12 protein-coding genes and 2 pseudogenes are annotated in these 12,504 nt (G+C 67.9%); 12 read left to right on the top strand and 2 right to left on the bottom strand.

Annotated elements, in window-relative coordinates; translation table 11 throughout:
- Positions 1 to 178: 178 nt before the first annotated feature.
- From AC1Q7Q_RS27635 to AC1Q7Q_RS27610, 6 genes are all read left to right on the top strand, one after another.
- The gene (locus tag AC1Q7Q_RS27635; protein ID WP_492371930.1) at positions 179 to 976 is read left to right on the top strand and encodes a PaaX family transcriptional regulator; all 798 of its coding nucleotides are present in this window, start codon (positions 179 to 181) and stop codon (positions 974 to 976) included.
- Between the two features lie 215 nt (positions 977 to 1,191).
- Positions 1,192 to 2,640 (top strand): glucose-6-phosphate dehydrogenase, encoded by a 1,449-nt coding sequence (zwf, locus tag AC1Q7Q_RS27630; protein ID WP_492371957.1) that lies wholly within the window; start codon positions 1,192 to 1,194, stop codon positions 2,638 to 2,640.
- 52 nt (positions 2,641 to 2,692) lie between these two features.
- Positions 2,693 to 3,373: a 6-phosphogluconolactonase gene (gene pgl, locus AC1Q7Q_RS27625; RefSeq protein WP_492371931.1), complete on the top strand. Its 681-nt coding sequence runs from the start codon at positions 2,693 to 2,695 to the stop codon at positions 3,371 to 3,373.
- Complete coding sequence (locus tag AC1Q7Q_RS27620; protein ID WP_492371932.1) at positions 3,357 to 4,415, top strand: glucokinase; 1,059 nt, start codon at positions 3,357 to 3,359, stop codon at positions 4,413 to 4,415. Before pgl ends, AC1Q7Q_RS27620 begins: the two co-directional genes overlap by 17 nt.
- Before the next feature lie 13 nt (positions 4,416 to 4,428).
- Positions 4,429 to 5,127 (top strand): response regulator transcription factor, encoded by a 699-nt coding sequence (locus tag AC1Q7Q_RS27615; RefSeq protein ID WP_174425788.1) that lies wholly within the window; start codon positions 4,429 to 4,431, stop codon positions 5,125 to 5,127.
- Positions 5,127 to 6,500: an ATP-binding protein gene (locus tag AC1Q7Q_RS27610; RefSeq protein WP_492371933.1), complete on the top strand. Its 1,374-nt coding sequence runs from the start codon at positions 5,127 to 5,129 to the stop codon at positions 6,498 to 6,500. The genes AC1Q7Q_RS27615 and AC1Q7Q_RS27610 overlap by 1 nt, the downstream gene beginning before the upstream one ends.
- 20 nt (positions 6,501 to 6,520) lie before the next feature.
- Here AC1Q7Q_RS27610 and AC1Q7Q_RS27605 read toward each other — a convergent pair whose 3' ends face one another.
- Positions 6,521 to 7,456 (bottom strand): 2-hydroxyacid dehydrogenase, encoded by a 936-nt coding sequence (locus AC1Q7Q_RS27605; RefSeq protein WP_492371934.1) that lies wholly within the window; start codon positions 7,454 to 7,456, stop codon positions 6,521 to 6,523.
- Positions 7,457 to 7,734: 278 nt separating this feature from the next.
- On the opposite strand from AC1Q7Q_RS27605, the gene AC1Q7Q_RS27600 reads away from it, so the two are divergent.
- The 3 genes from AC1Q7Q_RS27600 to AC1Q7Q_RS27590 all read left to right on the top strand — a co-directional run bounded on the left by AC1Q7Q_RS27600 (position 7,735) and on the right by AC1Q7Q_RS27590 (position 9,575).
- Entirely contained in the window at positions 7,735 to 8,457 is a 723-nt protein-coding gene (locus AC1Q7Q_RS27600; RefSeq protein WP_492371935.1) for an SDR family oxidoreductase, read from the top strand.
- 152 nt (positions 8,458 to 8,609) lie between these two features.
- Positions 8,610 to 8,999: a YfeK family protein gene (locus tag AC1Q7Q_RS27595; RefSeq protein WP_492371936.1), complete on the top strand. Its 390-nt coding sequence runs from the start codon at positions 8,610 to 8,612 to the stop codon at positions 8,997 to 8,999.
- Between the two features lie 309 nt (positions 9,000 to 9,308).
- Positions 9,309 to 9,575 (top strand): hypothetical protein, encoded by a 267-nt coding sequence (locus tag AC1Q7Q_RS27590; protein WP_492371937.1) that lies wholly within the window; start codon positions 9,309 to 9,311, stop codon positions 9,573 to 9,575.
- Positions 9,576 to 9,583: 8 nt separating this feature from the next.
- Here the strand turns inward: AC1Q7Q_RS27590 and AC1Q7Q_RS27585 are convergent, their stop codons facing one another.
- Complete coding sequence (locus tag AC1Q7Q_RS27585) at positions 9,584 to 10,990, bottom strand: class II fumarate hydratase (RefSeq protein ID WP_492371938.1); 1,407 nt, start codon at positions 10,988 to 10,990, stop codon at positions 9,584 to 9,586.
- Here AC1Q7Q_RS27585 and AC1Q7Q_RS27580 point away from each other — a divergent pair.
- From AC1Q7Q_RS27580 to bcsD, 3 genes and pseudogenes are all read left to right on the top strand, one after another.
- Positions 10,872 to 11,216, top strand: a pseudogene (locus AC1Q7Q_RS27580) (hypothetical protein); the annotation flags it as partial. The gene AC1Q7Q_RS27585 and the pseudogene AC1Q7Q_RS27580 sit on opposite strands and share 119 nt — an antisense overlap.
- A gap of 59 nt (positions 11,217 to 11,275) precedes the next feature.
- Positions 11,276 to 11,536 (top strand): annotated as a pseudogene (locus tag AC1Q7Q_RS27575) (LysR substrate-binding domain-containing protein); the annotation flags it as partial.
- 454 nt (positions 11,537 to 11,990) lie between these two features.
- Positions 11,991 to 12,446, top strand: coding sequence for a cellulose biosynthesis protein BcsD (bcsD, locus tag AC1Q7Q_RS27570; RefSeq protein ID WP_492387238.1), 456 nt, complete (start codon positions 11,991 to 11,993; stop codon positions 12,444 to 12,446).
- Positions 12,447 to 12,504: the final 58 nt, after the last annotated feature.

Genomic DNA, 12,504 nt, shown 5'->3' with positions numbered 1-12,504 from the left:
TCGTATCCTCGGTGCCTGCGCCTGGCAAGGGTGAATTGTACGAATCGGGTACTTTCTAGGTGTTTTTCCACATGCATAAATATTTCGCCGAATGATATATTTATGCCAAGAAAAGAAATATTTCTGGTTTACCCTTCGCGGCATCCTTTACCGCCCACGTTGCTCCCGCTTTCGACCCATGCATGAAATAGAAATCCGCGAGCCCTCGGCGACCGACCTGGTCCTGGACCTGCTCTACGGCCATCCGGAGCGTACCCTGCCGGTGCAGGCGCTGGCGCGCGGCGCTGAGGTGATGGGCATCGGCACGCCTAGCGTGCGGGTGGCGCTGACGCGCCTGCAGCGCCAGGGCCGCATCGTCAAGACGGAGCGCGGCTGCTACGCGGTGTTGCCGGAAGGCAACCCGGTCTACGATGAGGTCGAGCACTGGTTTGAAAAAGAGAGCCGGCTGGGGCACTGGGGCGGCGACTGGCTGGTGGTGCAGGACGCCGCCGTGGCGCGCAGCGAGAAGACCGCCTGGCGCCACCATGCGCGCGCGCTGTCGTTGTCCGGCTTTCGGGTGCTGGCCGCCGGCATCAACGTGCGCCCGGACAATCTCGCGGGCGGTGCCCCGGCCATGCGCGCCGCGCTGTCCCGCCTCGGGATGGCCAGCGCCGGCCTGCTATTCGTGGGCCGCGAGTTCGATGCCGATGCCGCCGCGCGCATGCCCCAGTTGTGGGACGTGCCGGCACTGCAATCCGCCTATCGCCGCGCGCTGGCGCAACTTGAGCGCAGCCGGGCCAAGCTGGCGCGCATGGCGCCGGATGCCGGCGCGCGCGAAGCCATGCTGGTGGGCCGTGCCATCATCCGCGCCATCGTGCGCGATCCGCTATTGCCCGAGGCCATCATGGACCCGGCGCCCCGCCGCGCCCTGATCGAGGCCACGCGCGCCTACCAACTCCAGGCTCGCGGCCTGTGGGTGGATCTGCTGGCCGGCTAGTGCGCGCAGGCGGCAAATCTCGGGTTCCGCGCCGGGTGGCGCAAGCGTTCCACGCCTCGCCAAGCGGCAGCGACTCAACTAAACTGGCCGGAACTTATGCGGCGCACCGCGGCACTCAGTAAAGTGACGCGCGCTGGTGTTCCTGGAACCCCGCAGGCCCCGCCGGGCTCTTGCGCCGCACCCACGTTGGCCAAGACAAGGAGTACAGGGTGAGCATGCCCGATTTCGACATGGTGCTGTTCGGCGGCACCGGGGACCTGGCGCGGCGCAAGCTGCTGCCGGCGCTGTTCGATGCACACCGCGCGGGTTTGCTTCATCCCAACGCCCGCATTCTTGCCACCGGCAGCCATCCCCTTTCCACCGAAGACTACGTCGGCTCGCTGGAGCAGAGCGTGCGGCCGGGTCTTGAGCATGCACCGCCCGAAGCCTGGGCCACCTTCCTTGCGCGCATCAGCTATGTGCAGGCCGACGCCCGCGTGCCCGAGCACTTCGACGCGCTGGCGGCCAAGGTGCTGCAGCGCTCGCCAGAGGTGGTGGTGTGCTATCTCGCCACCGGGCCGCATATCTTTGTCCCCATCTGCGAGCAGCTCGCGCGCACCGGGCTCAATCATCCCAATGTCCGCATCGTCCTGGAGAAGCCGCTCGGGCACGACCTGCATTCGTCCGATGCGATCAACTCGGCCGTGGCGCAGTACTTCGCCGAAGACCAGATCTACCGGATCGACCACTACCTGGGCAAGGAGTCGGTGCAGAACCTGATGGCGATCCGTTTCGGCAACGCGCTGTTCGAGCCGCTGTGGCGCCGCGAATGGGTGCAGGACGTGCAGATCACCATCGCCGAGGAGCTTGGCGTGGAAACGCGCGGCGAGTTCTACGACAACACCGGCGCGCTGCGCGACATGGTGCAGAACCACCTGCTGCAACTGCTGTGCATGGTGGCGATGGAGCCGCCCTCCAGCCTGTCCGAGGATGCGATCCGCGACGAAAAGATCAAGATCCTCAAGGCGCTCAAGCCCATCACGCCGCAGGACGTGGCCGAGAAAACCGTGCGCGGGCAGTACCGGGCCGGCGCCGTGGGCGGCAAGCCGGTGGTGGGCTACCTCGACGAGAAGGGCATCGCGCCCGACAGCCATACCGAGACCTTTGTCGCCATCAAGGCCGAGATCGCCAACTGGCGCTGGTCCGGCGTGCCGTTCTACCTGCGCACCGGCAAGCGCATGCAGTCGCGCGTGGCGGAGATCGTCATCCACTTCCGCGATGTGCCACATGCCATCTTCCCGCGCCCGCTGACCTTGTCGCCGCAGAACCGGCTGGTGATCCGGCTGCAACCGGAGGAAAGCATCCGCCTGTATTTCCTGGTCAAGCAGCCCGGCGATACGGTGGCGCTCACGGGCACCTCGCTCGACCTGGACTTCGCCAACTCCTTCAAGGTGCGCCGCGCGGGCGCCTACGAGCGCTTGCTGCTCGATGTCATTCGCGGCCGCCTCGGATTGTTCGTGCGGCGCGACGAACAGGCGCAGGCCTGGCGCTGGGTCGAGCCCATCATCGATACGTGGGCAGGCAGCACCGTGCCGCCCAAGGCGTATACCGCCGGCACGTGGGGCCCGGCTTCCTCGTCCGCACTGATGTCGCGCGACGGCTCGCTCTGGCACGAAGAGGTGTGAGCCGCGCCCGTTGATCATTGATAGACCCTCATTCGAACAGGAGACACTGCCCATGCGACGCTACGAACATACCTCCGAGGCGGACCTGGCCGAAGCAATGGCGATCTCGGTAGCCCACGCGCTGGAGATCGCCATCGGCGTGAACGGCTGGGCGGTGCTGGCGGTGTCCGGCGGCCGCTCGCCGGTGGCGATGTTCGAGCGCCTGCGCCATCGCACCATCCGCTGGGACGCGGTCACCATCACGCTGGTCGACGAGCGCGTGGTGCCGCCCGACCATGACGACAGCAATGGCGCGCTGGTGCGCCGCCACCTGCTGCGCGAGGCGGCTGGCAAGGCGGCCTTCGTGCCGCTGGTGGCCGACGCCGCCGAAGCGGCCGACCCGGCCAGCGCGGTGGCCCGGCTGAACGCGGCCTGGCGCCAGCCCGACGTGATCGTGCTGGGCATGGGTGAGGATGGCCACACCGCCTCGCTGTTTCCCGAGGCGCCCGAGTTGCAGCAGGCTCTTGCCGAGCCGCAGCCGGGCTATATGGTGACGCATCCGCGCGAGGCGCCGCACGCGCGCATCACGCTGAACCTGGCGGCGCTACTGGCCGCCGAGCGCGTCTTCCTGTCGTTCGCGGGACCCGTCAAGACAGCCGTGTTCGCACGCGCCTGCAAGGGACCCATCCCGGCGCTGCCCATCAGCCTGGTGCTGAGCCGGCACCGGCATGGCACCGATGTCTTCTCGGCTTGATGCCATGCAGAACTTTCCACGCCTGCTGGGCGATGTCGGCGGCACCAATGTGCGCTTTGCGCTGGAAACCGCGCCGCAGCGCATCGGCCCGGTGACCGCGCTCAAAGTGGCCGATTTCCCCTCGCTCGAGGCTGCCATGCAGCATTACCTCGGCGGCTTGCCGGCCGGTAGCGCCAGGCCGCGCCACGCGGCCGTTGGCCTCGCCAACCCGGTGACCGGCGATCGCGTCAAGCTGACCAATCACGCCTGGGCGTTTTCCATCTCGCAGATGCAGCGCTCGCTGGGCCTGGACCTGCTGCTGGCCATCAACGATTTCACCGCGTTGGCACTGGGTTTGCCACACCTTGGCGCGCAGGACCTGACGCTGATGCGCCAGGGCGTGGCCGTGGCCGGTGCGCCGCTCGCGCTGGTGGGCCCGGGCACCGGGCTGGGCGTGTCCGGGCTGGTGCCCGCGCGCTCCGGGCCGGCCGTGGCGCTGGCCGGCGAGGGCGGCCATATCGAGCTGATGCCTGAGACCGAAGACGAATGGACCGCGTGGCGCGCGGCCCGCCAGGCCTTCGGCCGTGTCTCCGCCGAGCGTCTTTTGTCGGGCATGGGGCTGTCGCTGATACATGCCGCGTTGCACGCAGAAACGGGTACGCCCCTGGCGCGCCAGCTCGAGCCGGCAGAGGTAACCGAAGGCGCGATCCACCGGCACGACCCGCTCTGCGAGCGCGCGCTTGCCGTGTTTTGCGGCTTGCTGGGTTCCGTGGCGGCTGATATTGCGCTGGTACTGGGTGCGCGTGGCGGTGTTTACCTGGGTGGCGGCATCGTGCCGCGCTTCGTGCCCGCGCTGCGCAACTCCGCGTTCAACGCGCGCTTTACCGCCAAGGGGCGGCTGAGCGCGTACCTGGAAAGCCTGCCGGTTTACGTCATCAACGCGCAATACCCGGCGCTGCCCGGACTGGCGCAGGCGCTGGACGAAGCGATCACGCATGGCGTCGACGGCGATGGCGATGGTGCCAGCCAAGCCAACCCGGCCAACCAACCTAACCCTGCCTGATCCGGACCTGACCATGCGAGTGTTGCTGGTGGAAGACGACGCCATGATCGGCGATAGCGTGAAGCTGGCACTGCGCCAGGAAGGCTTCGCGGTGGACTGGGTGCAGGACGGCGAGGCCGGCCTGGCCGCGGCCACCCAGTCGGGCGGCCCCGAGGGCGAGGCCTGCTATGCGCTGATCCTGCTCGACCTGGGCCTGCCGCGCCGCTCCGGGCTGGAGGTGCTCGCCGCGCTGCGCGCGCGTGGCGTGAATACGCCGGTGCTGATCCTGACCGCGCGCGACGCCGTGGCCGATCGCGTGGCGGGGCTGAACGCCGGCGCCGACGACTACCTCGTCAAGCCCTTCGACCTGCAGGAACTGGCCGCGCGCATGCACGCGCTGGTGCGCCGCGCCGAAGGCCGGGCGGAGCCGCTGCTGCGCTACGGCGGCATCGTGATCAATCCCGTGACCCGCGAGGCCACCCTTGACGGTGAGGCGGTGCGTTTGTCGGCGCGCGAGTTCGGCTTGCTCTCGGCGCTGCTGGCGCGGCCCGGCAAGGTGTGGTCGGTGGCGCAGCTGGAGGAGCGCTTGTACGGCTGGGGCGATGAAGTGGGCAGCAACACGGTGGAAGTCTACATCCACGCGCTGCGCAAGAAATTCGGCGCGGGGCTGATCCGCAATATCCGTGGCGTGGGCTATGTGGTGCCCAAGCTCGAAGCCGGGGGCGCGGGCTGATGCGTTCCATCCAGAGAACCCTGCTGTGGTGGCTTGCCCTGGGCCTGCTGGCCGGCATCGCCATTGCCACTGCGCTGATCTACGGGCAGGCCCGGCAGGAAGCCAACGCACTGTTCGACTACCAGATGAAGCAGGTGGCCGCCGCGCTGCCCAGCCAGTTTGCCGATCCGGTGATGCCGCCGTTCGTTGCGCAGCAGTCGCCCGGCGCGCCGGGCTCGCCTAGCGACAGCCTGTTCCATGCCGATGAAGACGTCGTGATCCATATCTGGGATGGCTCCGGCCGCAGCCTGTATCTGTCGCACGCGCATCCCGCGTTGCCGCCGCGCGCCGAGCTGGGATTTTCCAACGTCAAGACCGCGCAGGGCGAATGGCGGATCTACAGCGTGCAGCTCGGGCTCGGCGTGGTGCAGATTGCCCAGCCGATGTCGGCGCGCAGCGAGGTAGCCGCGCGCATGGCGCTGCGCACCGTGGCGCCCCTGCTATTGCTGCTGCCGCTGATCGGCTGGCTGGTGTGGGTGGCCGTGGGACGTGGCCTGCGGCCCTTGCGCGAGATCGCCGCCGGGGTGCGCCAGCGTGACGCCAACGCCCTGGCCCCGCTGGCGGTCAGCAGCATGCCGGACGAGATCGCGCCGTTGACCGAGGCGCTCAACCAGCTACTGGCGCGGTTGTCCCACGCCATCGATACCCAGCGCGCCTTCGTGGCTGACGCCGCGCACGCGCTGCGCACGCCGCTGGCCGCGCTGCAGTTGCAGGCCCAGCTGGTGGAGCGCGCCGATACGGCCGAGGAGCGGCAGGAGGCCGTGGGCAAGCTGCGCCAGGGGCTGGAGCGGCTCACGCACATGGTGGCCCAGTTGCTCACGCTGGCGCGCCAGGAGCCCGGCGCGGCAGCGCCCCCGCATGAGCCGGTGGACCTGCGCGCGCTGGCGCAAAGCGTGGTGGCGGAGATGACCCAGGCCGCGCTCGACCGCCACATCGACCTGGGGCTCGACGCCGCGGCCGGGCCGGCCATGGTGCGCGGCGACGTCGATGCGCTGCGCATCCTGTTGACCAACCTGGTCGACAATGCGCTGCGCTATGTGCCGGCAGGCGGCAGGGTCGATGTGCTGGTTGGCCGGGGACGGGCCATGACGGGCGGAGGAGAATCGGATACGCAGAGCGCGGAACTGATCGTGCAGGACGACGGGCCGGGAATTCCCGCCGCCGAGCGCGCGCGCGTGTTCGACCGCTTCTACCGGGTGCCGGAAGCGCCCACCGGGGGCAGCGGGCTGGGCCTGGCCATCGTGGCGGAGATCGCGCAATCGCACGGCGCGCGCGTCTCGCTGGAAGACGCCGCGCCCGGGCTGCGCGTGCGGGTGGCGTTTCCCGTCGCCTGAGCGCGCGGCGGGGCCTCTCGTCAGCCGACCGGTGTAAGCACAGGCTCGCCGGCAAAATGCAGCCGGCTGTTCTCCTGGAACTGCCGCACTGAAGCGTCGATGGCTTCCGGCGACCTGCCTGCCACGTGCGGGGTCAGGACCACATTGGGGCAGTCGAACAGCTCGGCGGGTGGCTCGGGCTCGGTCTCGTACACGTCAAGTCCGGCGCCGCCGAGCTTGCCGGCGCGCAGGGCATCCGCCAGCGCCGCGGTGTCAAGCACGCTGCCGCGCGCGATATTGACCACGAAGCCGCCCGGGCCCAGCTGGGCCAGCACCTTGGCGTCGACCAGGTGGCGGGTGCCCGCGCCGCCGGGCGTGGCGATGATCAGGTAGTCGGCCCATTCGGCCAGCGCGCCAAGGCTGTCGAAATAGCGATACGGCGCGTCGTCGCGCGGGGCCCGGTTGTGATACCCCACCTCCAGGTCGAAGCCCAGGCCGCGCTGCGCAATGCGCTGGCCGATGGTGCCGAGGCCGAGAATCCCCATGCGCTTGCCCGACACATTGGGCTGCAGCGGCAGCGCGGTGCGCCACTTGCCGGCGCGCGTGGCCTGGTCCAGCGCCGGGATGGCGCGCACGGTGGCTAGCAGCAGCGCCATGGCGTGGTCCGCCACGCAGCTGTCGTTGGTGCCGGCACCGTTGGCCACGACGATGCCGCGCGCGCGGGCGTGGGCCACGGCAATGTTCTCGTACCCCGCGCCCAGCGCGCACACCAGCTCCAGCGCGGGCATGGCGTCGATCTCCGCGGCGGTGAGGCCGACCGTGCCGATCGTCAGCACCGCGCGCACGCGGGCGCCGGCCTCCCGGACCTGCGTGGCACGGGCCGCGCTGTCGGGCGCGTAGAGCACCTCGTATTGTTCGGCAATCGAGGACAGATGCTGTGCGCTGACGTGGCTGAGGACGAGCAGGAGCGGCTTCATGATGGGCAGGAGATTGTTTCGGGGCCGTTGGCGACGGCTGGGAGGAGGGTGAGCGGCCCCGGGACGAGGCCTAAGCTGCACCGCAGCATTGTAGCGGCGGCGCGCCGGGCTTGCTGGCGTGCTCCGGCGCGCCATCGATTATCAAATGCTTGCCAAGAGTGCTTCCAATCCTGGGTGGATGATCCGCCGGCGCGCCGTGACCATAATGGCTGGCAAGCATGCGGCCTTCCTTCCTGCCGCATGGATTGGCCATTGAAGGAAATTCAAGGAGTCTTGCCATGTTTCCCGATTTCAAGAACGCCAGGGTGCTGGTGGTTGGCGGCAGTTCCGGCATCGGCCTGGCCACCGCGGCTGCCTTTGCCGAGCGCGGCGCCAGCGTCACGATCGCCTCGCGCTCGCAGGAAAAAGTCGATGCCGCTGTACGCACGCTGGCCAGCGCCGGCACGGTCAGCGGCGCCACGGTCGATATCACCGACGACGCCAGCGTGGCGCAGTTCATGGACGGCGCCACCCCGTGGGACCACGTTGTGATCTCCGCCGCGCAGACGCCCACCGGTCCGGTGCGCCAGTTGCCGTTGGCCGATGCTTACGCCGCGATGAACAGCAAGTTCTGGGGCGCCTATCGCGTGGCGCGCCTGGTGCCGATCAGCGCGCATGGCTCGCTGACGCTGGTTTCGGGCTTCCTGGGCGTGCGGCCGAGCAAGGCATCCGTGCTGCAGGGCGCCATCAATGCCGCGCTGGACGCGCTCAGCCGCGGGCTGGCGCTGGAACTGTCGCCGGTGCGCGTCAACACCGTCTCTCCGGGCCTGATCGCCACGCCGCTGTGGGACAAGCTGGACGGCGCCGCGCGCAAGGCCATGTTCGAAAACGTGGCCGCGCGGCTCCCGGCGCAGCGCATCGGCCAGCCAGAAGACGTGGCGCAGGCCATCCTTTACCTGGCCGGGACGGGCTTTGCCACGGGTTCGACGGTGCTGCTCGATGGCGGCGGCGCGATCGGCTGACGCTCCGGATTGCTACGCAGAAACGGGTACGCTTTGCCGCGCCGGCAGTTGGTTCCGCCCGCGCGGCGGGCGCTCTGGCCGCTTGTCAAGCCTTGAACCGGAGCGGGAATACCGCTCTAATGCAGCGGATGCGACTTATCGACTCCGTGAAAATGAAGCCTGCCTTCCTGTCCGTCCTGCTGCTAGCCACTGCGCTGGCGGCCCCCATGGCCCCCGCCGCCGCCGCGCCACCGCCCGCCGCCACGCAGGCCGAGGTCACCCATCTCTTTGGCTACCTGGCGGGCTCGAATTGCCAGTTCAACCGCAATGGCAGCTGGTATTCGGCGCCAGATGCGGCCGCCCACCTCAAGAAGAAGTACGACTACCTGGCCGACAAGGGCGTCATCAGCACCAGCGAGAGCTTTATCGAACTGGGCGCGAGCAAGAGCAGCGTCAGCGGCAAGCCTTACCTGGTCAAGTGCGGCCAGGCCCAGCCGGTGCAGAGCGCACCGTGGCTAGGCGCCGAACTGGCGCGCTATCGGCAGAAGGCTGCGGGCAAGTAGGCGCGAGCCCCTTCCTGGCCGTTGCAGGTGGGTTTGACGGCACGCAGAAACGGGTACGCTTTTGCCTTTCGGCAACAAAAGCCGGCCCGGACACCTTGTCAGACGGCCACCGATAGGCAACCGGCTTTCGCCGAACCATACTCAGTCCGGGCGGCACTCTGGCGGCACTCACGCTGATTGTCGAATGCGGCCCAATGCGTCCTCATAGCTCCGTGCGCGCCTCGCCGCGCTGGGCTCTTCTTAGGCGCATACGATGCGGGCCCCGGCGTTTTCTGCCAAGGCCGCAAGGCTTGGCTAAGGAGAATCCGGATGCAGACTGTCATATCCGATAACGAAAGCGCTCCCGCTCCTGCTGCCTCCTGGCGCCGGTTGACGCACCGTGCCTGTGCAACCCTGGCGGTCTGCAGTGCCATCGCGGCGCTGGGATGGATCGCCTGGATCTGCTGGCGGCTGGTCAGCGTGATTGCGCCGGGCAGCATGAGCTTTGTCGACGCCTTGATGGTGCTGGTGATGCTGGTCTTCACCTGTGGTGCGGCCGTTACCGTCTGCGCCGTGTGCGAGATGGGCCAGCGCTAAGCGGCGCCTCATATTTCCTTGGTCATTCCCTTCAGGTCGATCCATGCATCGAACTGGGCCGCCGTGACATGTCCGGAGGCAAGCGCCGCCTCGCGCAGCGGTAGGCCTCGCGTGACCGCCAGCTTGGAGATTTCGGCGGCGCGGTCGTAGCCGATGTACGGGTTGAGTGCCGTCACGGGCATCAGCGAGCGCCCGAGCATCTCGGCGATGCGCTCGCGATCCGCCTGTACCCCTTGCACCATGCGTTCGGCAAAGCTCGCGGCGGCATCGGCAAGCAGCGTGACCGATTGCAGCAGGCTGTAGATGATCACGGGCTTGTACGCGTTGAGCTCGAGCGTGCCGAGACCATTGGCCAGCGTGACGGTGGTGTGGTTGCCGATCACCCGGCAGCACACCATGGCCAGCGCCTCGGCCTGGGTGGGATTGACCTTGCCCGGCATGATCGAAGAGCCAGGTTCGTTGGCCGGCAGGATCAGTTCGGCAAGGCCCGCGCGCGGGCCGGAGCCGAGCAGCATGAAATCGCGCGCTATTTTCAGGAAGGACGATGCCGTGGTATTGAGCGCGCCCGACAGGTCGGCCAGCGCATCGTGCGAGGCTTGCAGCGCATAGCGGTTCGGCGCGGGCTCGAACGGCAGGCCCGTGTAGTCCGACAGCGCGCGCGCGAAGGCCGCGGCAAAACCATGCGGCGCATTCAGCCCGGTGCCCACCGCGGTGCCGCCCTGCGGCACCGGCATGGCGCGCAGCATGGCCTGGCGCAGGCGCGACTGGGCATCTCCCACCTGGGCTTCGTAGCCGGAGAACTCCTGGCCGAGCGTCAGCGGCACGGCGTCCTGCAAGTGCGTGCGGCCCACCTTGACGATGTCGCTGAACGCGTCCACCTTGCGCCCGAGCGCCTGCTGCAAGCGCTCCAGCGCGGGCAGCAGTTGCAGCTGGATCGCCCGGGTGGCGGCGATATGCATCGCCGTGGGAAAGCTGTCGTTTGAAGACTGGCTGGCGTTGACGTGATCGTTGGGATGCACCGGCTGCTTCGCGCCCGGCTCGCCGCCCAGCAGTTGGATCGCGCGGTTGGCAATTACCTCGTTCAGGTTCATATTGGTCTGCGTGCCCGAGCCGGTCTGCCAGACCGAGAGCGGGAACTCCCCGGGCCACTTGCCGGCGATGATCTCCTGCGCCGCCGCCTCGATGGCGTGGGCCAGTTCCGGCGTGAGCACGCGCAACTCTCGGTTGGCACGCGCGGCACAGAGCTTGAGGATGGCGAATGCTTCGATCAGCGCGGGCGGCATCGTCTCGCTGCCGATGCGGAAGTTCTGGCGCGAGCGCTCGGTCTGCGCGCCCCACAGGTGCCGGGCTGATACTGGTATGTCGCCCAGGCTGTCGGTCTCGATCCGGGTGGCGTCCTGCTTGCGCTCGGGCATGGCATTCTCCTGTTCGGTCGAAAGCGGCGTGGCAACAGATCCCCGCGCCTTAGAATACGCCCCCGGCCGCAACGGCGTCATCCCTGGCGCCGGGCGCGGCCACCGAGGCCCAGCGCCCGATTCACCTGCGCTATCACCACGCGTCTCCAGCATGCTCATTGCCCAGCTCAAGTCCTTCTTCATGGTCGCCCGCATCGGCAGCGTGACCCAGGCTGCCAAGCGGCTCGGCCTGCCGCAGCCGACCATCACCGCCCAGATCCGTGCGCTGGAGGAGGCCTACGGCGTCGGGCGGGCGTGGTGCCTGCCACGCCGATGGAAATCGGCAGCCGGGAATCGATCCGGGAGGCGGTCATTCGCGGACTCGGCGTATCCGTCATTGCCCGCCACGAGGTGCCAAGCCATCCACACCTGAAAATGCTGGATTTTGAGGATAGTAGCGAGGAAATGAGTGAGTATCTTTATTTTTTGCGCGAACGGCGCGGCGCGCGCCTGATCGATGCATTCGTCGCCGCGGCCCGCCCTGGCGCGCAGGTCATGCCGGACTAGTCCGCAGCCGCCTGCTTTACTGCCTCGGGCCCTGTCCTATCGTTTCTCGCCCTAAGCCGCGCGATATCCCCGCTGGGAGAACATGCACTGGTCTGCAATTTATCGCGCCAGAATGGCACTGCGAGCGGTCATCGCTGCCCGGCAACAGCGCCTTACCGGATAATGTAGAGACATTTGGCTGGCAATGTGAAGTGTTCCCCGCTTCAGAAGGGGGTGGGTTCCCTCATGACGTGGAAACTGTCAGGCTTGGGCTGCCCGCGAAAGGCCGTGGCGCCTACCCGCGCGGGAAATCGTCCGGATCGGGGCATGGGGGCTGCCGTTGTGGATGTTGCGAGGATGGGACATAGCCATTGTCGCTCGCAAAGCATTTGCCCAGATCGCCGGGTTGGTAAGAAAATGGCGCTCCAACAATAAGAAGAGTATTGACTGTAAGCAATTAAAACAGGATCTCGGGGTGAATCAAGCAATTCTGCAATATCTCACTGAGCGGCATTGCTCGTCGCAATGGCGTGATGTACTGTCGGCGCTCGCCGAAGAACTATCCGAGTCCATGGACGTGGCCGGCCTGCGCGCCGTGATGTGGCGCGTTGGCGCGCGTTTTGCCAAGCGTTTCGATCCTGGCGCCTGCGCGACGCTTGCCGAGCTGGAGCGCGCCGTCGCCCAGATCTGGCTGGATGTGGACTGGGGCTGGACCAGCATCGAGGATGTGGGGGGGGCCCTGGTGGTCCGGCATTTCTGCGCGCCGCTGAACGCGGCGCTTGGAGACGGAGCCGACACCTGGTCGCCGGCATTTCTGGAGGGGGCGTACCAGCACTGGTTCCGTATGCTCGGCTCGTCCGAGACCCTGCGGGTCAGCCAAAGTACACCGATCGATGCTACCGGATGCGTGGAGTTCCGGTTCGGGCGTTGAAGTGCCGTCCGCCGTTTGCGGCAGTTTTCGCGCCGGCGTACTGCCTTGCGTGAGTGAG

It is taken from the genome of Cupriavidus sp. GW823-FHT07A04 (genome assembly GCF_058794615.1).
The sequence above is the reverse complement of the archived record's forward strand: the minus strand, read 5'-3'. Positions and strand labels throughout refer to the sequence as shown.

Coding starts and splice junctions, on each gene's coding strand:
- AC1Q7Q_RS27635 (WP_492371930.1), top strand. CDS start 179: ATGCATGAAATAGAAATCCGCGAGCCCTCGGCGACCGACCTGGTCCTG.
- zwf (WP_492371957.1), top strand. CDS start 1,192: ATGCCCGATTTCGACATGGTGCTGTTCGGCGGCACCGGGGACCTGGCG.
- pgl (WP_492371931.1), top strand. CDS start 2,693: ATGCGACGCTACGAACATACCTCCGAGGCGGACCTGGCCGAAGCAATG.
- AC1Q7Q_RS27620 (WP_492371932.1), top strand. CDS start 3,357: ATGTCTTCTCGGCTTGATGCCATGCAGAACTTTCCACGCCTGCTGGGC.
- AC1Q7Q_RS27615 (WP_174425788.1), top strand. CDS start 4,429: ATGCGAGTGTTGCTGGTGGAAGACGACGCCATGATCGGCGATAGCGTG.
- AC1Q7Q_RS27610 (WP_492371933.1), top strand. CDS start 5,127: ATGCGTTCCATCCAGAGAACCCTGCTGTGGTGGCTTGCCCTGGGCCTG.
- AC1Q7Q_RS27605 (WP_492371934.1), bottom strand. CDS start 7,456: ATGAAGCCGCTCCTGCTCGTCCTCAGCCACGTCAGCGCACAGCATCTG.
- AC1Q7Q_RS27600 (WP_492371935.1), top strand. CDS start 7,735: ATGTTTCCCGATTTCAAGAACGCCAGGGTGCTGGTGGTTGGCGGCAGT.
- AC1Q7Q_RS27595 (WP_492371936.1), top strand. CDS start 8,610: ATGAAGCCTGCCTTCCTGTCCGTCCTGCTGCTAGCCACTGCGCTGGCG.
- AC1Q7Q_RS27590 (WP_492371937.1), top strand. CDS start 9,309: ATGCAGACTGTCATATCCGATAACGAAAGCGCTCCCGCTCCTGCTGCC.
- AC1Q7Q_RS27585 (WP_492371938.1), bottom strand. CDS start 10,990: ATGCCCGAGCGCAAGCAGGACGCCACCCGGATCGAGACCGACAGCCTG.